Origin of the sequence: Paracoccus sp. 08 (assembly GCF_024105395.1) — a bacterium.
Lineage (GTDB): Bacteria > Pseudomonadota > Alphaproteobacteria > Rhodobacterales > Rhodobacteraceae > Paracoccus > Paracoccus marcusii.
On record NZ_WEKR01000024.1, the window covers coordinates 34,721 to 56,021 of the forward strand.

Sequence of the window (21,301 nt, forward strand, 5' to 3'; positions counted from 1 at the left end):
ATCAGGAGGGGGACAGGTCGGTGCGGCGGTTCGCCCAGCCCACGACGCGGCCCTCGATGACCGAGAACAGGACGTAGAGGGCGACCCCCAAGAAGGCCAGGATGAACAGGCCGGCAAAGACCAGCGGCACGTCGAAGTTCGACGATGCGCTCATCATCACGTTGCCGATGCCCTTGTTCGAGGCGACGGTCTCGGCCAGCACGGTGCCGACGAAGGCATAGGTGGCCGCGATCTTCAGCGAAGCGAAGAAGAACGGCATGGTGCGCGGCAGGCCCACGTTCAGCAGCAGGTCCATCTTGCCGGCGCCCAGGGATTTCAGCACGTCCTCCATCTCGGGCTCGGTCGTGGCAAGGCCGGTGGCGATGTTGACCACGATGGGAAAGAAGCACATGGCCAGCGCGGTCAGGACCGCAGGCACCGGCCCCGCCCCGAACCACAGCACGAAGATCGGGACGACCGCGACCTTCGGGATGGACGAGAACCCGATCAGCAGCGGATAGGCCGTGTCATAGGCCACCCGCGACGTGCCGATCAGCGCGCCGATCACGACGCCGACCGCCACGCCAAGGCCAAAGCCGATCATGGTCGTCCAAAGCGTCTGGATGATGTGCGGCCACAGGACCGGAAAGCGCGCGACCAGCGTCGCTATCACCTGCGACGGGCGCGGCACCACCAGGTCCGACACGTTCAGGGCCAGGCACAGAACCTCCCACCCCAGGAAGAAGGCGACGATCAGCGCGGCGGACCACATGCGGCGACGGATGGCATAGTTCATGACGCGACCTTTCGGGCGGATTCGCCGCGGGCATCGATGATGCGTTCGCGCAGGCGCTGGTTCAGGGCCACGAAATCGGGCTGGAAGGTCATCTCGACCGTGCGCGGGCGGGGAAAGGTGACGGGGCTGTCGTCGATGATGCGGCCGGGGCGCGCGCTCATCACGCAGATCCGCGTGCCCAGAAAGCCGGCCTCCTTGAGGTCATGCGTGACCAGGATCACGGTGGGGCGACGCTTGATCCACAGATCCTGCATCGTGCCCCACAGTTCCTCTCGGGTGAACTGGTCCAGCGCGCCGAAGGGTTCGTCCAGCAGCAGCAGGCTGGGTTCGTGGATCAGCGCGCGGCACAGGTTGGCACGCTGCAGCATGCCGCCCGACAGCTGCCAGGGGTAATGACCGGCGAACTTCTCCAGGCCCACATCGGCCAGCAGCGCGTGGACCCTGTCGCGGTACTCGCCCCGCTTTTTGCGGGCGTAATCCTGTCGGAACGGGCGCACGATCTTCAGCGGCAGCATGACGTTCTGTTCGATCGTCAGCCATGGCAGCAGGGTCGGGTTCTGGAACGCCATTCCGACGCGCAGGGCGCGGGCCGCGACCTCGCGTCCGCCCACGATGATCTCTCCGCCGGACGGGCGGGTCAGGCCGCCGACCAGCTTGAGGATCGTCGACTTGCCGCAGCCGGACGGCCCGACAAGCGCCAGGAATTCGCCCTCGTCCAAGTGCAGGTCTGTCGGTTGCAGCGCCTGGACGCGCTCTGCGCCCTGTCCGAAGGCGACCGATGCCCGCGACAGCTGAACCGCTGGTCGCTTTCGTTCCGGCGCGATCTGTGCAAGATCCGGGTTCATAAGGTTCCTCTGTCAAAGGTGCATGACAAAAGTGCATACACTTTATACCGAATCCTTAGCCCGCCGGTGCCCTGCCACGCAAACCGCGGGGCGCTGGAAAATGGTGGCCGGATGGTCGATGCCGAAACTTTCCTCAGTTCCGGGCTACATGCCCGATCAGCAGGCGGTCGCATGACGGCCGTCAGCCGCACCATCGCGCGCCATGCCCTGGGGCAGCTGGCCGCCGAAGGCCTGGTCGATCTGCGCCGCAACCGCATCGCGACCGTGACCGCGCCCACGCCGGCCGATGCGCGCGACATCTTCGACATCCGCGTGGCCCTGGAACGTCAGGTCGTGCAGCATCTGGCCGGTCACCTGTCGCCCGACCAGGTCGCCGCCCTGAAGGAGATCGTCCGCCAGGAACATGATGCGCGCCACGGGCCCGACGGCGCGTCGATCCGGCTGGCAACAGAGTTCCACATCCGCCTGGCCGAAATGACCGGCAAGCCGATTTTGGTCCGCTATGTCACTGAAATCTGTTATCGCGCGGGCCTGTCGCTGTCTGCGCTGGCCCGCCCGCATTCGTCGGATTGCGCCATCAGCGAGCATCTGGCCCTGATCGACCTGATCGCCAAGGGGCCCGCCGACAAGGCCGCCGACCTGATGGCCGAGCATCTGGAGGCCGTGGCCGCCCGCGCCCTGCTGTCGGGCGATCGCAGCCGCAGCCGCGATCTGGTCAATATCCTGCAGCCCTATGCCAAGGGCTGATCAGCCCTTGGCGATGGTTGGATCAAGGATCCATTCAGCGCTGTCGTTCCAAACGTCCGTGTCCAGGATCAGCCCATCCTGCACCGTGAACCGGTCGATATAGCGGTTCCCGTCGAAAGGCGTGCCGTCCGGCCAGGCGCCATGCAGATAGCCCAGGCTATAGACGATCGTCTGCTCGCCCGCCGGCACGACGTCGTACCGCTCGATCCGCTTCTTGACCCAGGCATAGCGGGCGGCGTTGAAGCCGGTCGGCCCCGACGGCGTGTCGAAGACGCGCCCGCCCGTGAACCGGCAGGTGAAGCCCGGCGCGACGAAGGTCGCGGCCAGCACCGGATCGGGCGCCATCGACGCCGCAAGATAGTCCTTGACCGCCTGCAGGTCTTTTTCGGTGTTCTGGTTCATCGCGCTCTCTGCTTGTCTGTGGCGGGGTAAAGTGCATACACTAGCAGAATACAGAAGGTCGCCGGGGACACAAGAACGATGCTGGATCTGATCCTGAAGAATGCCCGCCTGCCGCAGGGTGCCACAGATATCGGCATCGCCGGCGGTCGCATCGCCGCCCTGGGCCGTGACCTTGGCCCGTCGCGCGAGGTCCGCGACATCGAACACCGCGCCGTCCTGCCGGGGCTGGTCGAGGCACATATCCACCTGGACAAGGCCGGCTTGCTGTGCCGCTGCGGTCAGGCCGACAGCGTGCAGGCCGCCGTGGCCGCGGTCAGCGCGCTAAAGCGCGACTTTACCATCGACGATGTTCGCAGCCGCGGCGCGCAAGTGATCGAGGCCGCGATCCGGCAGGGCACCATGCACATGCGCACCCATGTCGAGGTCGACCCGCGCGCCGGATTGCGCAGCCTGAAGGCAGTGCTGGCCCTGAAGGACGACTATGCATTTGCGCTGGACCTGCAGGTCTGCGCCTTTGCCCAGGAAGGCCTGACCAACGATCCCGGCACCGAGGCGCTTTTGGAACAGGCGCTGGCGCAGGGGGCCGACCTTCTGGGCGGCTGCCCCTATACCGACAGCGACCCGCTGGCGCAGATCGACATCCTGTTCGCGATGGCCGTGCGGCACGACGTCGATCTGGATTTTCACCTGGACTTCGACCTGGACCCCTACGGATCCCAGATCAAGGCGATCTGCGATCGGACGATGCGCCACGGCTGGCAGGGCCGCGTGAACCTGGGCCATGTGACCAAGCTGGCGGTGATGACCGACGGTGCCCTGCGCGATCACGCCGCGATGCTGGCCCAGGCCCGGGTCGCCGTGACCGCCCTGCCCGCCACCGACCTGTACCTGAACGGCATGGACCAGGGTCACCGTGCGCCCCGCGGCGTGGCGCCCCTGCACCTGCTGGAAGGGGTGACGGCCGCGGTGGCGACGAACAACGTGATGAACCCGTTCACGCCTTATGGCGACTGCTCGCTGCTGCGGATGGCCAATCTCTATGCCAACGTGATGCACCTTGGCGCCGGCGATTTCGCGGCCTGCCTACGGATGATCACCGACGGTCCGGCCCGCATCCTGCGCGTGGCCGATTACGGGCTGTCGGTCGGTGATCGCGCCGACCTGATCGTGCTGGATGCCGCGACGGCCGAGGATGGACTGGCCACCATCGCGGCACCACTGATGGGCTTCAAGGCCGGTCGCCAGAGCTTCGACCGGCCCGCGGCGCGATTGCTGCGCCCCGCGGCGGGCGCCCTGCCCGCCTGACGCAGCGCCATGCACCACCTGCCTGGCGCTGTCTGTCATCGTTCAGCTGTCGTGTTCGGCCAGCCAGGCCTCCATCATCTCGATCTCGGCCTCCTGCGCCGCGATGACCTCCTCGGCCAAGGCGCGCACCTGGGGGTCCTGGCCGTGTTCAAGGACGATGCGCGCCATGTCGATGGCGCCCTGGTGGTGGGGGATCATCCCCCGCATGAAGTCCACGTCCGCGTCATTGGTGTATTCGACATCCATGTTCGCATGCATCTCGGCCATCGCTGCGCGATAGGCCGTCGTCGCCGGCGTGTCGTCGGGTCGTGCACCGGACATCGCCATGTCGCCATGGGCGGAATGGTCCATCGTCTGCTGGGCAAGACCCGGCGCGGCGACGGCAAGGGCGGTCAGCAGGATGGGGACGAACGTTTTCATGGCAGTGCTCTCCTTCTTCCCGATCTCAGATAATCCTTCCCATCGTTGCAAGGTCAATGCTGCGCAGACGACGTCATCACGCCCTTGACCTTCCTATGATGGGAAGCCCCATATCCCTGTCATCACAATGACGGAGCCCTGCCATGAACATCGGAGACGCCGCCAACCGCTCGGGCGTATCGGCCAAGATGATCCGATACTATGAACGGATCGGCCTGATCCCGACAGCCAGCCGCACGGCCTCGGGCTATCGCGAATACGAACCGCGCGACGTCCATATGCTGCGCTTTATCGCCCGCGCGCGCGACTTGGGCTTCTCGGTTGCCGAGATCACCGAATTGCTGGACCTGTGGCGCGACAAGGACCGGCGCAGCGCCGACGTCAAGGCGCTGGCGCAGGCGCGGGTTCGGGACCTGCGCCACAAGATCGCGCACCTGCAGGACATGGCCGACACGCTGGAGGAACTGGCGAATGCCTGCGCCGGAAACGAGCGTCCGAACTGTCCGATCCTGCAGCGGCTGGAGACCTTGGACACGGATGACGAACCGTTGTCCCGCAGGCGGCCCGAACGGGGATTCAAGGAAAGGATCGGCGGGTGACGGATCGACGCATGTTCATGACGGCGCTGGCGGCAGGCATTCTCGCCGGCCCGGCGATGGCATGGTCTGGTCAGGCGCCGGTCCGCGCGCGGGTCTTTCGCGCGCCCGATTGCGGATGCTGCGGCGCGTGGGTCGCGCATCTGCGGGATCACGGCTTTGCCGTGGAGGTGGTCACGATCGATGACATGCAGGGGGTCAAGGATCGCCATGCTGTGCCTGCACCGCTGCGCTCCTGCCATACGGCCCTGATCGACGGTTATGTGATCGAGGGGCATGTGCCCGCCACCGACATCAGCGCCCTGCTCGCGCAGCGTCCGCGGGCCGCAGGCCTGGCGGTGCCCGGCATGCCCGCCGGATCGCCCGGCATGGAGATGGGCGGGCGGCGCGATCCCTATGACGTCATCCTGTGGACCAGGTCCGAAACCCGCATCTTTGCAAGCCATCGAGGTTGACCATGACCCTGACGACCCCCAGAACCGCCACCCTTCACCGCATGGTGATGACAAAGCACATGTGCCCCTATGGCCTCAAATCGCTGGATCTGCTCCGGAGACAGGGCTTTCGCGTCGAGGACCACCACCTGACCACCCGTGCCGAGGTAGACGCCTTCAAGGAACAACACGACGTCCGGACCACGCCGCAGACCTTCATCGACGGTCGGCGGATCGGCGGCTATGACGACCTCAGGCGGCATTTCGGCAAGGCCGTCCGCGACAAGTCCGCGACCACCTACCGCCCCGTGATCGCGCTGTTCGCGATGGCCGCCGCGATGGCCCTTGCGACCAGCTGGGCCGCGTTCGGCCAGCTGATCACCATCGCCGCGGCCGAGTGGTTCGTGGCCTTCGCCATGTGTCTGCTGGCCCTGCAGAAGCTGAAAGACGTCGACAGCTTTGCCACGATGTTTCTGAACTATGACCTCCTGGCGCAGCGGTGGGTCAGTTACGGCTACGTCTATCCCTTCGCCGAGGGACTGGCGGGCGTTTTGATGGTCGCGGGTGCGCTGATGTGGCTGTCCATTCCGGTCGCCCTGTTCATCGGCACGATCGGCGCCGTGTCGGTCTGGAAGGCCGTCTATGTCGACAAGCGAGACATCAAATGCGCCTGCGTCGGCGGCGACAGCAACGTCCCCCTGGGGTTCGTCTCCCTGACCGAGAACCTGATAATGATCGCCATGGCTGTCTGGATGCTGATCAAGGTCACGGTGCTGGGGCACTAGTGGCTATCAGTTGCGGATCAAGTGGTTGGGAGTGGCTTCTGAATAAAAACGGGAGAGAAAAACGACCAGCCATTTCCAACCTACGTCCCAATGAGGCTCCAGATTCATTGAGCATCAGAGCCAAAACAAAACAGCTGCGGTGAACATGACATCGGCAAAGCGCTCCCGGGAAACCGGTCGCATTGAACGCGACGGGCCTCCACTCCGTGAGGCGACCAAGCAGGCTCCCGATAGATCTCCCATGAGTGGTTCTAGGATGATCTTTTATCATCAGAAGGCGCGGCAACCCCGGCAAGCCTATCGCAATTGAGATGCGAGCGCAGAATGTCGACGTTGCGCAGGTTGGACTTGAACCAAGCATCAAAGACGCTTCCGACAAGAGGGATGCTGCCAAATGTCGTATCCACGGCAACGTTGAGCCCCTGCCTTATAACCTTGTGCCTAGGCAGCCCCATGCGATAACTTTCCAATACGATCCATGCCGCCGGCAGCATTGCCGCAGCGTCGCCGAGCCCCGGCACCAAACCTGCGATCGCGTCGTATCCGACCCGAAACCGTGTGCCTGGGATTCGAAACACCGAATCCAGTTTGCCGGAAAGCTGTTCCAGCCGTTCAAAGCGCGCCTTGTGCAAATCATCGTTCATGTGGTTGCAAGCACGACAGCACCCCCATGGTTCCCAAATGCCTTGATCTGCTGGCGCGTCGGCGTAGCGTGACAATGTGGCTTTTCCGCCTAGCACCCGTCGTGGTTACCGGCGCATGCGCGGCCGTGCAAAGGGTACAAACCGCCCGGCAGCCAAGCCGATGACCACACCAATCCCGAGACCGATCAGGTCCGCAACCCAGTCCCCAAGACTGCGGTCACGCCCGACGAATGGCTGAAGGATTTCAATCAAGCCACCAAACGCCAGATAAGCGGGTACAGCCAGCATCAGCCAACGCGGCCGAAGATAGGCCATCGGAAAGGCAAGCACCCCGAACGCGACCATGTGGTAGATCTTGTCGGATTCCGCGACTGCCCCCAAAGGCGGCGCTGGTACCGGCGTCAGCGTCAGGACCGCAATCGCAGTTGCGATCAGACATGACAGCCCTAGGGCTAGTTTCGACTGAAGGGGCATGAACTCTTCGCGTTATGAACATCTGCCGGGCAAAAGCCATGACGATACCGGCCTTACACCATGATGGGCCTGAATACAGGGTCACCTTGACCTGTTGAGGAAGCATAACGGTTTGCAGCATAACGCGGGCGCCGGGCAGCCGACGGTTCAACGCGTCAAACCTCTTTGTAGAAAAAGAAGCAGCTCCCGGAGCTTACCCGGGAGCCCACGCATGTCATCGACAATGCGTCTTTGTCGTACTGCTCGTGCCCTCGATCTCTGTCGCCGAAGTGCGCTCAACTACTGAGGTAGTTCTTATTATTATTTTCTGCTTAAGGTTAATAGGGCGCGCTGTCTAACGTTATTTTTGTAGCAGGGTCAGTTTTACAAGATACAGGGCAATGCCTTGGGAAGCGGCCCGCTACCAGGCAGTGCGATAGCGCATGCGGTTTTCCGGATGAACAACGCGACCCTCTCTGATCGCCTGAACAACGGCCGCTTTATGGGCTGCCAAACGAGCGGCGTATCCTGCCCTTGAGAAGTATTCAGGCTGGAACAGGATCATGCCATTCTCATCTGCCACGAGGTGAAAGTCGCGACCGATGCCAAGTCCCCGGTGCGCGGGAAACACGATGGGATGGTAATTGCTGACGCCGCCTGCCAGTGCGCCGCACTTTGTGCATACCGCGAGGACGATCGCATTCATCAGAAAAAACTGCACGTCTGAACGTTGGCTGAAAGGCAGTGCAATGGCAGAAGCCAGGTCCCTGACGAACTCTGCATGGGCGTCACCGATTTCTTCGGCTGCGACATACAGTTGCAGACGGTCCGCACTGCTCATATCCGCGTCGCCGATGATCCAGGCATCCGGGGGAGCGAAGGCTTCGAGAGGCAAGGTTGCAAGCCGTGGTGGCCGGCTTGGCATGTGCGATCGGGTCATGTGCCGGGCCTCAACCTCTCTCCTGAGCAATGATCTTCATGAAGCCTTGAAAGCGCAATACCTTCCCGCACCCCGATCCGGCCCACCCGCTGCGTCTGGCTTGGCCTGACATCCCAAAAGTAGGGACATCACCAATACTTTGCCGGCCATTCGGGATTGCCCGTGGGTATGGTCGGCACTGCCTGCAGTCGGTAGTGCCGGTGAACCTACAGCGCTCGCCCCCCCCCCTTGTGGCCTAACGTCCGGGCGCGGCGGCCGAACCTGCCAGGATACCCCCATCGATCGTCAGTTCAGCCCCGGTCATGTAGGCCGCCTCGTCCGATGCCAGCATGACCGCCAGCGCAGCCACCTCCTCGGGCCTGCCAAAGCGGCGCAGGGGCGTGTCGGCCACCATTGCCGCCTCCCGCTTGCTGCGGTCGGGGCCATTGCCCAGCATGGGTTCCCACATCGGCGTCATCACCGCCGCGGGATGGATCGAGTTGCACCGGATGTTCAGGCCCTGCCCCGCGCAGTACAGCGCCACGCTTTTCGTGTGATTGCGAACGGCGGCCTTGGAGGACGCGTAGGCCGCTGCCATCGGGATGCCGACAAGCCCCGAGCGCGAGGAGATGTTGATGATCGATCCCACGCCTTTCGGCCTCATGGCGCGGATGGCATAGCGGCAGCCCAGGAAGGTACCGTCCAGGTTGACGGCATGAACGGCGCGCCAATCGGCAAGACGTGCATTTTCCGGATCATGCGCCGGTGGGACGGATCCCTCGAACCCGGTGACCCCGGCGTTGTTGACGACGATATCCATCGTCGGTAACTGCTTGGCAATCGTACGCCAGTCCGCTTCGGAGGTGACGTCGAGCCGGGCGAATGTCCCACCAATCGCGTCTGCCACGGCATGGCCGCCGATCCTATCGATGTCAGTGACAACGACATGTGCGCCCTCGTTGGCAAAGGCCGTTGCGATGGCCGCACCGATGCCGCGCGCCGCGCCTGTCACGAGGGCCGTCTTTCCGGACAGTCTGGCCATGGGAGATCCTTCGCGCTCAAAGGTGAAACTGATCGACGCGCCGCATGAAGGCACGCGGCCCGTCTTGGACGTCTTAATAAAAAACCCTATCCATCGTCATGCATTTCTCATCAGCCGCTTGCCCAGTTGACGGGCGATCCCAAGGGCCCGGGGTCATCGATGCCTAGGTCATAACCGTTCCGTCATCTGTCAAACTCTTCAGCCGCACATGTAACTCAGGAACCTTTCGGCAGCATCACGGTTGGCTGCCCGGACACATCGCGGTGTCTTACCACCATACGTCGTCCGACCGCCGGACTTTCCTTTCCCGTTCACTTTCCTCAATCGAACCCTGCCTTCGGCGCGGTTTCGAAAGGCATGACATGTTCGAAACCCTGACCCGGCCACCCGATCCGTACATCCTTCTGATGATGGGACTGGGGCTGCTGATTGCACTCGTCGCATGGCTGCCCCTGGCTCTCCGCCGCGTTCCACTGTCCCTCCCGATCGTCTGTATCGGCCTTGGCATGGGTCTGGGTGCCATTCCCGGATTGCTGTTCGCCCCATCGCCCTTGGAGCACCCTGAAATCACCGAAAGGTTTGCCGAATTCGTGGTGATCATCGCACTGATGGGTGCGGGCCTCAAGATCGATCGGGTGCTGGGCCTGCGCTCATGGCTGATCACCTGGCGACTGATCTTTCTGACCCTACCCTTGGGGATCGCGCTGATTGCCGTCCTTGCGGGGACATGGCTGGCCCTGCCGTGGGCCATGGCGCTGCTCCTCGGGGCGGTTCTGGCACCGACGGATCCGGTCCTGGCCTCGGACGTGCAGGTCGGCCCCCCGAAGACGGGCGAGGAGGACGAGGTCCGGTTCGCCCTGACATCCGAGGCGGGCGTGAACGACGGCGCCGCTTTCCCCTTCGTCCATCTGGCCATAGCCCTGGCGGCCGCGTCCGTGACGCACGAACCTTGGGCCCTGGATTGGCTGACCTACAATGTCGTCTGGGAGATCGGCGTCGGCATCCTGGGCGGCTATCTGGTCGGGCGGCTGTTTGGATGGATCACGTTCCACGTCCCCGCGGAAAGCCGTCTGGTAAGGACCGGTGACGGCCTGATCGCGCTGTCGGCTACATTCGTGTCCTATGGCCTGACCGAGGTGTTCCACGCCTATGGCTTCCTGTCGGTCTTCGTCACCGCCCTGACCTTCAGACAGGCCCACAGGGATCACGACTTCCACAAATCCATGCACGACCTGATCGAACAGATCGAACGGATCTCGATGATGGTGCTTCTGCTCCTGTTCGGAGGCACGATCGTCAATGGGCTGCTGTCGCCCCTGGTCCCCATGGATATCGCGGCGGCCCTGGTGATCCTGCTGGTGATCCGCCCGATCACCGCCCGGTGGGCATGACGGGCATCAGCGCCCCCTGGCATGAAAAAACGACGATCGCCTTCTTCGGCATCCGGGGCATCGGGTCTTTCTACTACCTGGCCTATGGCCTGAACCACATCGACGATCTGCAGCACCCGGCGCGTCTTTGGGCGATCGTCGGACTGGTCGTGCTGATGTCCATCATCATGCATGGTCTGTCAGTCACACCGATCATGCGAATGCAGGGCCGCGATCCCGATGCCGAAGATGCCGTGCCGCCACCACGCTTCCAGGGACCGGGCGGGGATCAGCGTTGATTGTCCGAGGCGGACATACCATCGGTGCGCAAATCATCCCCGCGGCAGTGCTGCTTACCTTCGTCTCCAATTCCCCTTCTATTTTTCCCAACCCAGGAACGTTTTAACCATGCAAAATTGATGTCAGTACCCGTCATGAACGATCAATTGCGCAACGCCCAAGGTAACGAATAAGAGCACAGGTGGTTCGCATTTCAATACAAGACGCGCGCGGACAGCCCTACCAGCCGGTGGATCCCAAGTGCTTTTCTGCGCTTCTTGTCGCGACCATCGGTCCTGAAGGAGGCGAGGACGGCGATATCTTCTATGCGACGGTGTGTTCGCCGTCGTCGTTTGCCGACAACGTTCTAAGATCGGCGCGGGAAGATCCAACTCACGAGGATGTCGACCATGGCCCGAAATTCGGCAGGCACTACATGTTCGACAATTCATTCGACGAAGACGCCATCCTGGCTGCTGTCAAGTCGTGGGTGGCGAACCAAACGGCCGATACCTGGCCGGCTTTGGCCGTGAGGCTCTCCCGGAATCTGGCATGGGAGTTCGAGGAGTACCAATCATTGTCATAAGCCGTCATCAGATGAGTACGTATGAAGGATAGCCAAACGAAAGCGGGTGAGGTCAATGGGAACGAGCTTCATCAGCATACCCTTTGGCGACAAGCATCTGTCAGATTTGCAGCGCGTCAGGACGGGAATTTGGGTGAACGATTCCATCCTGCGATTGGTGCTGCGATTGTTGGTGCTGCATGTGCCCGAGCCGCCGCCCGGTGAAGTGGGAGCGGAGCCCAAGGCGATCCGGGATCAGTGGCTGCTTGCCTCGGGCGTCGCATTCACGGGGTGTGTTCCACACGAACTGGACCCAATCTCGACGAGCGCAAACGGTCTGTTGATCGTTCGTAGCGCCTTGAAATGACTCTACGTCGCGATGAACGACATGCTCGCAGAACTGCCCGGGCCGTTGTTCTCGCTTCTGGGCATGGGGGAGCCGGCGACAGCCAGTATCAGAATACAAAAACTGCAGTCGACGGTAGCCGATATCCTGTCCCTGCTGAATGTCGACCGCGAAGACTGACGATCAATACTCAACAGGTTCATGCCGCAGGTCCACGATGGCGCTGCCGTCGGGATCGCAGCCAGAAGTACGCAAGGATCGCTCCGGCTACAAAGCCCGCGCCGATACCGGCAATGATGGCAAAACCGATGAACAGCATTTCACCACCCCGCGCGTCTCCTGTAGCGGCTTTGAGCGCGATCAGGGCGCCGCTTAGACCCAGGACGGCGCCCGCAATCATCACCGCTACAATGATACCGAGGCTGCCAAGGCAGTCAGAGGCGATCCCTGCGGGCAGCGATCGGACCTGCTTCGTCAAGGAGTTCTCCTCCACGCTTGCTGCTGTTGAGCTTCAGGGCGCATCATCAACGACGATATCGCAATCGGGGTCTGCGCCCGTGTCGCGGACGGTATCGTCACACTCATCCAATGCCGACTGACGGGTGTCGTCGCCACTCCACATGGCCCACGCTGCCGTGTCACGCGATCGGGCGACAAAGATCGGGCCATCCATCTCGTCAGCACCTTGCTGAAGCGCATACATGACATCGTGAGAGAGGTTCGGCGTGTCGGCGTCCCACTGCTCCGGTACGATCTGACCGATCAGGCGACAAGTGGAGGCGTCGTCCGTGCGCTCTTCCTGGCAATCACTCATCGCGGCCCGCTCGGCGGCCTCCAGCGAATGAAGCTTTGTGCGGATGCGGACAGCCAGTTGCTGCGAATTCGCAGGCACGTGTGCGGCTATCGCTCCGAAGAAGTGGTCTTCGCCAATCGCCTCAATGGTCATGGTGCCAATGTCCTGCACGGCTTGGGGTGTCAGACCCTCATCAAGGATGACCAGCCGATAACGTTCTGGATCGGGGAGCAAGGCGAGGGTCTGTTCCGTCGTCAGTGAGGCTTCCGGTTCCGGCGATTGGGCCGATACTGCGGATGGAACCATGGCCACACCCCAACCGACGCTCGCCACCACGCACACGAAGGGCACCATCCGACTGCACTTCACAGACAGGGTCATATCATTTTGAGACATCCGCCAACCTTCCCTTCACTGACCGCGGTCCAGCCTGCGAACCGCAGCGGTCCCGTTCCTCATAGTTGTTACTCGGAGACAGGGGTCAATGCCTGTTCAAAGCAGCGCCGGATGACGGGCATCACGTCCCCTTGGCATGAAAGACGGACAAATGGGTTCTTCGGCATCCGGGGCGTCAGTTCTTTCTATTCCCTGCCCGATAGCCTGAACCACATTGATGACGTGCAACACGCGGCGCGTCTCTGGGCAATCGTCGGTCTGGTGGTGCTGATCTCCATCATCGGCCTGTCGGTCACGCCGATCATGCGAACGTTGGACCGCGTGCAGGGCCGAGATCCCGATGCCGAAGATGCCGTGCCGCCGCCGGGTTTCCAGGGACCGGGCGGGGATCCGCATTGATGGCACGGTCGTATGCGGCGGCATGACGGCTTTATCTGAAACCGGCATCGGAATTGGGGCATGGAAGGAGAGCAGCCGCACCCGCGCGCTCTGCCACACCTGCCTAGGAAATCAGACCGACGCGCCGGCGTATGCCTTCGTCCCGCAATGACACTTCGGAACCCAAAAATGCGTCAGCATCCGGTCCGCACATCCACAACAGCGCACGCGCCGGCCATTCAGGCGGGATATGCACCGACCAATCCAACTTGCTGATCGGGTTGACCCCACTGCCACGGATCGCTGCCTGCATGTCGGTGGCCACGGTTCCGGGCGACAGGCTGATCGCACGAATGCCCTCCGCCCTCGCCTCCAGGTCTACCGCGCGGGTCAGCATCAACGCGCCTGCCTTGCTGGCGCAATAGGCACTCCACCCCTCCTGCGGGGCATGGGCAGCGCCAGAACCAACCGTCAGGATCGTGCCGCCACCAGCAGCTCGCATTACCGGCAGCGCGGCCCGAATGCCATGGAACACCCCTTTCAGGTTGACGTCGATCGCCTGTCCCCAGGCATCAGGATCGGCATCGGCGATGCCGGCGATCGGCCCAATGACTCCGGCGTTATTGATCAGGACATCTAACCGCCCGGTGCGATCGCAGAAAGACGTCACCGACCGCTCCATATCCGCGGCACGCGCAACATCGCCAACAAAAACCACGCCGCCGATCTCATCTGCCAGCTTGGCGACCGCCTCCTCGCTCTGGGCCATGAGGCCGACCACCGCCCCCGCCTGACCGAAGACCCTGGCCGTCGCCGCGCCGATCCCCCGGCTTGCACCAGTAATCAGAACCGCTTTGCCCGTCAGATCGACCATTGCTCAATTCCTTCTCTGCATTCCTATGACAGGGCCATACGCTGGACGCAGGCCCCATGGAACGGGGAAACCCTATGATATCGCCACGCGCACCCCAAGGTGCTGGTGCGGTGCAACTCAAAGAATCCTATACGCGCACATCCACAACCTATGCGAAAAGGCAGGTTCTCACGGTACCCTGTCTCGGCTATTTAAATTTGTACAGTTTATTGAGTTGGATTCTTCCCATGCCCCAGAACCAGACCGATCTGCGCCCAATCGTTTCGGCGAAAGACCTGGCGATGATCCTTTCCGCCATCGGCGCCTACTCTCACAACACCGAGTTTCGCGACCTTCGGGACAGGCTGCAGCACCAGGCAGTGACATGGGGTGTGTTCAGGGCAACCTGACCACGACCAGCGAAATGCCGACGGCCCGGCGCGCCCGAATGGTGGCCGATAAGGCATGTGTCGTAATACGACAGATCCTGCGTTTCGTGAAAACTGTCGGCGCGTTGATTCATGCTGCATGCAGCGAACAGGAACAGCCTCTCTGAAGATAAGCGACCGACAGCCGCTTCGCTGACTTCGGTTTGGAGTTTGCCCGCATCGATCCCGTCCATCGTATTGTCAGAGGTTCACCATGTTCGTCAGAAAGTCGTCCCGCCCCCGCACCGTCAAAATCGATGACGGCAGCATCCTGAGCGTCGCAGATCTGCCTGATGCAGACACGCGCTGGGTGGCCTCGCGTAAGCACACGGTGGTCTTGGCGGTCTCGCACGGTCTTATCAGCAGGGACGATGCATTGAAGCGCTACGGACTTTCAGACGATGAGTTCAGTTCGTGGTGCCGTGCAAGTGCCGCCCATGGCAAAGTTGCCCTGACAGTGACCGCCCTGCAGAAATATCGGCAGCCACGGAGTGACACGGCGGCAAACATTTCTTCAGAGTAGTCACCTTCAGCAGGTGTTTGTAGGTATCTGGCTCTTTATCCGCTTACGGGTACGAAGATCAGGGCCATACCCAGCATCACTCCTGCAACCCTGTACAATAGCCTCTGCACGCCGATGATTGCATATGATATGGCGATGCACCCGCCGCCCACCAGACCGGCGGAGAGGAGTGCGGCGCCCGGGGCCTCTGCCAGCCGGATCAGGTCCGGGCGCGCGATCATGCCGAGGGGGATCAGGTATAGCCCTACACCGAGTGCCATCGCGGTCATGGCTACGCGCAGCCAGTTCTCCTCCGCCATTCCGGCCGCAATGAAGACAGCGCCGCAAACCGGAGGGGTAATGGTCGAGAGAAGCGCGAACCAGAACACGAAGAGATGCGCCTGCAGCGGCTCGAGGCCAAGCGTGGTCAGCGCCGGCCCTGCGACCGAGACGCAGATCACGTAGGCCGCAGTCGTCGGCACCTCCATGCCCAGAACAAGACAGGCCAGTGCTGTCAGCAGAAGGGAAGGCCACAGGCCACCGTTCGACGCCGACAGGATCAGAGAGGTGATCTTGACCCCCAGCCCGGTGATGGCAAGCACGCCGACGATGATCGAGGCGCACAGGATGATAGCCGCGATGAGCGACACCTGCCGCGCGGCACCGATCAGCGCGACCTCGGCTCGGCCCGCGGCACGCCGCAGGTCGATGCGCATGTCGGCGCCCGTCAGCAGCAGCACTGCCCCCGCGATGATCGCCAGGCTAGCGGAATACTGCGGCGTATAACCGGCCCAGAACATCGCCCCCAGCAGAACCGCAAAGGGCACCATGAAGAAGGCGGAGGTAATCAGGACCTCCCGCCGGGCGGGCTGCTGGTCGGGTGGCAATCCCCCCAGGTCCAGCCGGCGTGCATAGGCATCGATTCCGAACCAGACCACCGCGAAGTACAGAAGTGCAGGCAGCAGGGCAGCCATGATGATCTGCGTGTAGGGCGTGCCGGTCAGTTCGACCATGACGAAAGCCCCAGCCCCCATCAACGGCGGCATTATCTGGCCGCCCGACGAGGCGACAGCCTCGACCGCTCCGGCGATCCGGCGTGGATATCCCATGCGGATCATTGCCGGGATGGTCACCGCACCTGTCGATGCGACATTGGCAGAGGCCGATCCCGAGATCGACCCGAACAGCGCCGAGGCGATGACGGAGACCTTGCCCGCGCCGCCCCGCAACCGGCCCGCGGCCGCGGCGGCAAGGTTCATGAACCCCTGCCCTGCCTCGCCCGCGTTCAGGACCGCGCCGAAGATGACGAAGATTGCCACGACGCCCACCGAGACACCCGTCAGCTGCCCGAAGATCCCGCCTTCCGCCAGGGTCAGCGTCCCCATCAGGCTGGCGGGCGGTAGCGGCGCGTGCCCGAACTCGCCCGGGACATGCTGACCGAAAGCAGCGTAGAGCAGCGCCAGCCCCGCGACGATGGGCAATGGCCAGCCGATTGCACGACGCGCGGACTCCAGCACGGCCAGCAGCAGGACGCCACCGACCGCATATTGGAACCCCGTCTCGACGAAGCCATACTGGTCGGTAAGTCGATCGGCGTTCAGTGCAATCCAGATGGCCGCTGCCATCCCCGCGATTGCCAGGACGACGCCAAAGGCCGATACCCAGCGCGCGGCACGCTGGTCAGTGAACAAGAATATCCATGGCAGGATCAGTGCCACATGCAGCGGCCTGGCCACCAGGTTCGGCACCAGCCCCGAAAAAATCAGCCCCAGATGAAAGGCGACGAGCAGAACCGCGGCGGACAGCATGACTGCCCGCCGTGTCATGGCACCGGACACCGCGCTCATGGCGCGACTGCCACGCCCGCTTCCTGGTAATAGCGCGCCGCACCCGGATGAAGATCCTCGAGCGCCGCAACCTGCTCCAGCGAGACACCGGCCCACCACGGGGCCGTCTCAGCCATCGCTTCGCGCCGTGTCCAGAATGCCTTGGTCAGCTCATAGGCAGTATCATCGTCCATGGCGGTGGTCGTGAAGGCGATCACCGGCAGGCCTGTGGTCACGATGTCGGCCGCCTGACCGGGATACACATCGGCGGGAATGACGACGCGGGCCTGCCCGGTCTGGACGACCTGCTCTTCGCTCAGCGACAGCAGTCGGACATCCTGACTGGCGGCCGCCTCCACCACGTTCGGCGCGGGAAAGCTGCCAGCCGTGACAAAGCCGTCGATCTGACCGTTCGTCAGTGCGTCACCGGCATTGGAAAGTTCGGCGTCAGCGATGGTCACGTCGTCCATCAGCCCGAACAGCTCGAGATACTTCTCACCCTCGGTCGCACCGAAGCTGCCCTTTCCAAGGAGGATGCGCTTGCCCTCGAATGCGTCCAGCGTCGTCGAACCTTCGGCACCGGCGACGACGAAGTGCATGGTCAGCGAGGGAATGGGGAACAGCGCGCGGATTTCGGCAAACTGCGGGGCGGTCCGGCCCTCGAAGGCGCCGCCACCGGCTTGCGCCTCCGCAACCAGGGACGGAGGTGCGGTAAAGACATAGTCGGCGCCCCGCGCGCGGACTTCCATGACGTTCTGCACGGACCCCTGGCTTTCCTCGACCGTCATAACTAGCTGGCCATCTGAGGCGGCCTTCATGCCCTCGGCCAGTTCGACGCCCATCTGGTAGTAGGACGTGCCGGTCTTGGCCGACTTGTAGGTCAGTCGCGTTTCGGCATACGCCGCCCCTGCAGCCAGTACCACTGCCCCGGCGAATATCGCCTGTATCCAATACCGCATCTCTTCGTCCCCCCATTTTATTTAGGTGCCATCAACCGGGAGGGACCGCCGGGTGTCAAGGCCAAGAGCTTTATTCCATGGGTGCCGAACTTTTCCGGACAGAACGGTCGCGTCAGCGCCACCGCGCTTTGCAAGACGTGAGCCAATGCAAACCGCAATGGATGATGGGCCAACCGGGACCCCGGTTTTCCGGGTCCCGGTTTTTCTGAGTCCCGGTTTATACGGTCCAAGTACTTCAGAAGACCAGGATCTGAACAACTAGAGGCAACTCAAAAGCTCACTTTACGACAGAGATGCATAGCGCAATTACATATGATGACAGGGGCCTGACGCACAGGGTTTGCCCGCGCATATTCCTCAAGGTCCGGGCGCTGCTATCGGGCTATCCGTGGGTAAGGCACTTGAGAGCAGCGGCTACTTCAACGTGCACCCTAGTGACAGGCAGCAGTTTTCCGGAAAGTGCCGAAAGGCAATGCGGTAACCAGGAAGCCCGTAAGGCCATGCCAAAGACTTCGAGACGTCCGAGAAGCCATACTAAAAACACGGGACCAGCAGCGGCTTGCTAACTTGAACAGTCTGACCTACCGCGCCCGTTCCTGCATAAATAATTCAAATCTAAAGGCGTTTGTTGCCGTCCACCTTCCAGACCACTATCCTGCAACAATGACAGAAAGTATGGATTGGCCGGCAATCGTTGCTTGGGCACGGGAAGAACTGAAAGAGGGTTTCGAGAAGTTCGAGGCGATCGACTTCACCGAACACGATGAGGCAATTCTCGAGCTTTCAGACGAACTTCACGAACTTGAGAAAGGTCGTTCTGAAGACCTGCGTCAACAGGTCCTTCGCCGCGAAGAATTTCAGCTCACCGAACTTCGTGAAGCATTCTACGCTGGCCTGTCCCCTGATGGAGAAGCGCGGCATCCAGTACCTTATAATCAGATGCTATTAAGGCTGACCCAGCGAGCATACACCGATCAAGTTGCCTTCGACGGGTTGGTTCTGCACGCGGTATACATGATTTCCGATGGTCGCCCCATCGCTCCAGAGCTCCGGACGTTCATAATCAACATACTTCTCCGTAACCGTGAGCGCCCGAGCCGTGGTCGCGGATACAAGGTCGAAACCAAATACCGTGATCTGGTGATTTGCTGGGTGATCACCGGTCTTTGTGATCGGTTCAACCTTAAGGCAATGCGCAATGATGAATCCAAATCCGGGCATTTCAGCGCGTGCGATGCCATTGCAGATGCAATGGTTGCCTTGCGTCGCAAGCCATATAGCTACGCCCACGTCAAGGATATCTGGCTGTACACTGATGTGAACTGACAGACCAACAGGTGCGAACCCGTGATCTTTGTGTAGGAAGTATTGAGACCATTACTTCCTACACGAACAATCCGACGCCAACCGTCATCGTCCAGAGACATACAATGGCAATGGACGGAATTTGAAGATGACTGAAGAACTCTGGCGCCTGCCCCGCGTGGCCACGACGATCGGCATGGGCCGATCATGGATCTATCTGGCCGTACAGGAAAACCGGTTTCCTGCCCCCATCCGGATAGGAAGCAGGGCGATCGGATGGAAACGCAGTGACGTGCTGGCATGGTTAGATAGCCGACAGCGGAGGGTGTTGTGATGAAATATGACCCACATCCTAAGGTCTTTTCGCCGGACGATATTTCGACGCACGACGATGCAGGGAAATCTGGAGATTGCCACGGGCAATCTTCAGACGCACAGAAGCCGATGATCCAGATGCCAGCGGAAACGCGGAAGCGACGCACGATACCCGGCAACACTCCAGCGACCGATTGGGCCCATGCTATTCCAATGCTGCGCTCTACGCAGCGGATGGTCCTAGTTGTCGTTGCGCGTCATTCGGACCGATACGGTGTCAGCTGGTGTAACCAGAAGACGCTTGCAGTTGAGTCGGGCTGTAGTGACCGAACAGTGCGTCGGCTACTCAAGGAGTTCGAGCACCGCGGTCTCATTCGACGTGTCGGGCGCCTTGGCTCGCATGGCGCACAGGTCTCGGTTCTGGTCATTATCGTTGGTTGGCCAGAACGGAAACTCATCCCCGATACCGGCCATCCAAACCCCAGGATTGCGTTGAAGGAGACGCGCGAGACGCGGTTTTTGTGGTCACTCAACCGTGCTCAAGCGCGGACACCGTTTCCGGGGGGTGCGGAAATAGCGCCCGACCAGAACAAAGACATTATAAATACTACTACTACGGCTCAGCTCGAAGAGATCCTGACGGCCTGCTTCGAGGCGCTTGGGGCATTGGCTACTGCTGAGAACAGGTAAAACCTGGCGGACGATCTTCCAACTCTACAATCGTGGCTCAACAGAGGCATTGACCTGGATCTCCACATCCTTCCGGTGCTTTCTAAGAAGGCGAAGGGCAGCGGAAGGATTCCACTCCTACGCACCTGGCGGTACTTTGAGGTTCTGATCGGTAAAGCTGTGAACAAGAGGCCGGTAAAATCGAAGTGCGCGTCGACCAGGACTAGGAGCGTACAGCTCAAAGCAGAGGTTCCGAAGAAGGCAGGGGCTCCTGAGACGATAATCGACAAGCCTGATGTGCAGCTCCCAGTGGTCACGCCTGCCTCAAAGCGGGTACCAGCTGATCAGCTGCAGATCCCCTACCCTGCTAAAGGAAAGGAGCAGACCGAATTAACGATGGCACTCGCTGCGCTCGCCGCAAGCCGCAAATTACGCTTTCACAAAGGGGAGGAGTAGCTCGTGCGCACCATAGTTCCGACGTTGGAAACGGTGCGTATTCGACAAGCAACGCGCCCCCGTCTCGGGTCCTTCCGGCGCCCCTTCGTACGCGGAGGGCTTAGGCGCTCAAGATCTCCAGCTGCAGGCGCAAAATCGGGGTGCGCACCTCAATACGCTCAGGTGCGCACCTAGGACGACGGGGTGCGCACGTCACCGAACATGACGCGCTCTTGGGAAACGCACCTGCTGTGCAGCATGCCAATGTGAGCTGCTGCCGGTTTCGTGGACACGAAGATAAGATCGCGACCAAGGAACTGGAGAGTGGATATGACGAGACGAAAGTTCAGCCGTGAGTTCAAGACAGAGGCCGTGAGGCTGGTAACCGATCGGGGCGTAGCGGTGTCACAGGCCGCACGCGACCTCGACCTGTCCGAGAGTGTGCTGCGCCGCTGGATGAGGGAATTGAGCGCAGCCCCGGCTGCTGCATTTCCCGGGAATGAGCAGATGCGTGC

30 protein-coding genes are annotated in these 21,301 nt (G+C 61.8%); 17 read left to right on the forward strand and 13 right to left on the reverse strand.

Annotated features, from left to right (window positions below; all coding sequences use genetic code 11):
• Position 1: 1 nt before the first annotated feature.
• Together GBO37_RS09995 and GBO37_RS10000 are read right to left on the reverse strand one after the other, a co-directional pair.
• A complete protein-coding gene (locus GBO37_RS09995) occupies positions 2–775 on the reverse strand; it encodes an ABC transporter permease (RefSeq protein ID WP_252928734.1) in 774 nt (257 codons plus the stop codon).
• Positions 772–1,620, reverse strand: coding sequence for an ABC transporter ATP-binding protein (locus GBO37_RS10000; RefSeq protein WP_045999468.1), 849 nt, complete (start codon positions 1,618–1,620; stop codon positions 772–774). Before GBO37_RS10000 ends, GBO37_RS09995 begins: the two co-directional genes overlap by 4 nt.
• Positions 1,621–1,791: 171 nt before the next feature.
• Here GBO37_RS10000 and GBO37_RS10005 point away from each other — a divergent pair, with 171 nt between their 5' ends.
• Positions 1,792–2,367, forward strand: a complete 576-nt coding sequence (locus GBO37_RS10005) for a GntR family transcriptional regulator (protein WP_252928735.1) — start codon at positions 1,792–1,794, stop codon at positions 2,365–2,367.
• Here the strand turns inward: GBO37_RS10005 and GBO37_RS10010 are convergent, their stop codons facing one another.
• Entirely contained in the window at positions 2,368–2,769 is a 402-nt protein-coding gene (locus GBO37_RS10010) for a membrane protein (protein ID WP_045999470.1), read from the reverse strand.
• A 78-nt stretch (positions 2,770–2,847) separates the two neighbouring features.
• On the opposite strand from GBO37_RS10010, the gene GBO37_RS10015 reads away from it, so the two are divergent.
• Entirely contained in the window at positions 2,848–4,074 is a 1,227-nt protein-coding gene (locus tag GBO37_RS10015; RefSeq protein WP_252928736.1) for an amidohydrolase family protein, read from the forward strand.
• A gap of 42 nt (positions 4,075–4,116) precedes the next feature.
• Here the strand turns inward: GBO37_RS10015 and GBO37_RS10020 are convergent, their stop codons facing one another.
• A complete protein-coding gene (locus tag GBO37_RS10020; protein WP_252928737.1) occupies positions 4,117–4,494 on the reverse strand; it encodes a DUF305 domain-containing protein in 378 nt (125 codons plus the stop codon).
• Positions 4,495–4,637: 143 nt separating this feature from the next.
• Between GBO37_RS10020 and cueR the strand changes: the two genes are divergently transcribed.
• The 3 genes from cueR to GBO37_RS10035 are packed head-to-tail and all read left to right on the forward strand — an operon-like array spanning position 4,638 to position 6,309.
• The gene (gene cueR / locus GBO37_RS10025; RefSeq protein WP_139597415.1) at positions 4,638–5,093 is read left to right on the forward strand and encodes a Cu(I)-responsive transcriptional regulator; all 456 of its coding nucleotides are present in this window, start codon (positions 4,638–4,640) and stop codon (positions 5,091–5,093) included.
• Positions 5,090–5,545: a DUF411 domain-containing protein gene (locus GBO37_RS10030; RefSeq protein WP_252928738.1), complete on the forward strand. Its 456-nt coding sequence runs from the start codon at positions 5,090–5,092 to the stop codon at positions 5,543–5,545. Before cueR ends, GBO37_RS10030 begins: the two co-directional genes overlap by 4 nt.
• Before the next feature lie 2 nt (positions 5,546–5,547).
• Positions 5,548–6,309: a glutaredoxin gene (locus GBO37_RS10035; RefSeq protein ID WP_252928739.1), complete on the forward strand. Its 762-nt coding sequence runs from the start codon at positions 5,548–5,550 to the stop codon at positions 6,307–6,309.
• A 251-nt stretch (positions 6,310–6,560) separates the two neighbouring features.
• Here the strand turns inward: GBO37_RS10035 and GBO37_RS10040 are convergent, their stop codons facing one another.
• From GBO37_RS10040 to GBO37_RS10055, 4 genes are all read right to left on the reverse strand, one after another.
• Positions 6,561–6,953 carry a DUF4112 domain-containing protein gene (locus GBO37_RS10040; protein ID WP_252928740.1) on the reverse strand — a complete coding sequence of 131 codons (393 nt, stop codon included), beginning with the start codon at positions 6,951–6,953 and terminating at the stop codon, positions 6,561–6,563.
• A 105-nt stretch (positions 6,954–7,058) separates the two neighbouring features.
• On the reverse strand, positions 7,059–7,427 hold the full coding sequence (locus GBO37_RS10045) for a VanZ family protein (protein WP_252928741.1): 369 nt from the start codon (positions 7,425–7,427) through the stop codon (positions 7,059–7,061).
• A gap of 400 nt (positions 7,428–7,827) precedes the next feature.
• Entirely contained in the window at positions 7,828–8,346 is a 519-nt protein-coding gene (locus GBO37_RS10050) for a hypothetical protein (RefSeq protein WP_252928743.1), read from the reverse strand.
• Between the two features lie 235 nt (positions 8,347–8,581).
• On the reverse strand, positions 8,582–9,367 hold the full coding sequence (locus GBO37_RS10055) for an SDR family oxidoreductase (RefSeq protein ID WP_252928744.1): 786 nt from the start codon (positions 9,365–9,367) through the stop codon (positions 8,582–8,584).
• 362 nt (positions 9,368–9,729) lie between these two features.
• Between GBO37_RS10055 and GBO37_RS10060 the strand changes: the two genes are divergently transcribed.
• The 5 genes from GBO37_RS10060 to GBO37_RS10080 all read left to right on the forward strand — a co-directional run bounded on the left by GBO37_RS10060 (position 9,730) and on the right by GBO37_RS10080 (position 12,107).
• The gene (locus GBO37_RS10060) at positions 9,730–10,758 is read left to right on the forward strand and encodes a sodium:proton antiporter (protein WP_252928745.1); all 1,029 of its coding nucleotides are present in this window, start codon (positions 9,730–9,732) and stop codon (positions 10,756–10,758) included.
• Positions 10,755–11,036: a hypothetical protein gene (locus GBO37_RS10065; RefSeq protein WP_252928746.1), complete on the forward strand. Its 282-nt coding sequence runs from the start codon at positions 10,755–10,757 to the stop codon at positions 11,034–11,036. Before GBO37_RS10060 ends, GBO37_RS10065 begins: the two co-directional genes overlap by 4 nt.
• Positions 11,037–11,218: 182 nt before the next feature.
• Entirely contained in the window at positions 11,219–11,602 is a 384-nt protein-coding gene (locus GBO37_RS10070; RefSeq protein WP_252928747.1) for an Imm8 family immunity protein, read from the forward strand.
• 55 nt (positions 11,603–11,657) lie between these two features.
• Complete coding sequence (locus GBO37_RS10075) at positions 11,658–11,948, forward strand: hypothetical protein (protein WP_252928748.1); 291 nt, start codon at positions 11,658–11,660, stop codon at positions 11,946–11,948.
• Positions 11,949–11,960: 12 nt separating this feature from the next.
• Positions 11,961–12,107, forward strand: a complete 147-nt coding sequence (locus tag GBO37_RS10080) for a hypothetical protein (RefSeq protein WP_252928749.1) — start codon at positions 11,961–11,963, stop codon at positions 12,105–12,107.
• A gap of 19 nt (positions 12,108–12,126) precedes the next feature.
• On the opposite strand, the gene GBO37_RS10085 is transcribed toward GBO37_RS10080, so the two are convergent.
• A complete protein-coding gene (locus tag GBO37_RS10085) occupies positions 12,127–12,405 on the reverse strand; it encodes a hypothetical protein (RefSeq protein ID WP_252928750.1) in 279 nt (92 codons plus the stop codon).
• A gap of 33 nt (positions 12,406–12,438) precedes the next feature.
• Entirely contained in the window at positions 12,439–13,101 is a 663-nt protein-coding gene (locus GBO37_RS10090; protein ID WP_252928751.1) for a hypothetical protein, read from the reverse strand.
• Positions 13,102–13,227: 126 nt separating this feature from the next.
• Between GBO37_RS10090 and GBO37_RS10095 the strand changes: the two genes are divergently transcribed.
• Positions 13,228–13,515: a hypothetical protein gene (locus tag GBO37_RS10095; RefSeq protein WP_252928753.1), complete on the forward strand. Its 288-nt coding sequence runs from the start codon at positions 13,228–13,230 to the stop codon at positions 13,513–13,515.
• A gap of 103 nt (positions 13,516–13,618) precedes the next feature.
• Here the strand turns inward: GBO37_RS10095 and GBO37_RS10100 are convergent, their stop codons facing one another.
• Complete coding sequence (locus tag GBO37_RS10100; RefSeq protein WP_252928755.1) at positions 13,619–14,368, reverse strand: SDR family oxidoreductase; 750 nt, start codon at positions 14,366–14,368, stop codon at positions 13,619–13,621.
• A 227-nt stretch (positions 14,369–14,595) separates the two neighbouring features.
• Here GBO37_RS10100 and GBO37_RS10105 point away from each other — a divergent pair, with 227 nt between their 5' ends.
• Positions 14,596–14,757: a hypothetical protein gene (locus GBO37_RS10105; RefSeq protein ID WP_156117818.1), complete on the forward strand. Its 162-nt coding sequence runs from the start codon at positions 14,596–14,598 to the stop codon at positions 14,755–14,757.
• A 232-nt stretch (positions 14,758–14,989) separates the two neighbouring features.
• The gene (locus tag GBO37_RS10110) at positions 14,990–15,298 is read left to right on the forward strand and encodes a DUF1153 domain-containing protein (protein ID WP_252928757.1); all 309 of its coding nucleotides are present in this window, start codon (positions 14,990–14,992) and stop codon (positions 15,296–15,298) included.
• 35 nt (positions 15,299–15,333) lie between these two features.
• Here the strand turns inward: GBO37_RS10110 and GBO37_RS10115 are convergent, their stop codons facing one another.
• Positions 15,334–17,124 (reverse strand): TRAP transporter fused permease subunit, encoded by a 1,791-nt coding sequence (locus GBO37_RS10115; RefSeq protein WP_252928759.1) that lies wholly within the window; start codon positions 17,122–17,124, stop codon positions 15,334–15,336.
• Positions 17,121–18,062: a TAXI family TRAP transporter solute-binding subunit gene (locus GBO37_RS10120; protein WP_252928760.1), complete on the reverse strand. Its 942-nt coding sequence runs from the start codon at positions 18,060–18,062 to the stop codon at positions 17,121–17,123. Before GBO37_RS10120 ends, GBO37_RS10115 begins: the two co-directional genes overlap by 4 nt.
• A gap of 567 nt (positions 18,063–18,629) precedes the next feature.
• Here GBO37_RS10120 and GBO37_RS10125 point away from each other — a divergent pair.
• From GBO37_RS10125 to GBO37_RS10135, 4 genes are all read left to right on the forward strand, one after another.
• Positions 18,630–19,388, forward strand: coding sequence for a hypothetical protein (locus GBO37_RS10125; protein WP_252928762.1), 759 nt, complete (start codon positions 18,630–18,632; stop codon positions 19,386–19,388).
• A 127-nt stretch (positions 19,389–19,515) separates the two neighbouring features.
• Entirely contained in the window at positions 19,516–19,701 is a 186-nt protein-coding gene (locus tag GBO37_RS21610; protein ID WP_371927542.1) for a helix-turn-helix transcriptional regulator, read from the forward strand.
• The gene (locus GBO37_RS10130; protein WP_252928764.1) at positions 19,701–20,372 is read left to right on the forward strand and encodes a helix-turn-helix domain-containing protein; all 672 of its coding nucleotides are present in this window, start codon (positions 19,701–19,703) and stop codon (positions 20,370–20,372) included. The genes GBO37_RS21610 and GBO37_RS10130 overlap by 1 nt, the downstream gene beginning before the upstream one ends.
• A 744-nt stretch (positions 20,373–21,116) precedes the next feature.
• The coding region (locus GBO37_RS10135) for a transposase (protein ID WP_252928768.1) at positions 21,117–21,301 on the forward strand (185 nt) is incomplete at its 3' end.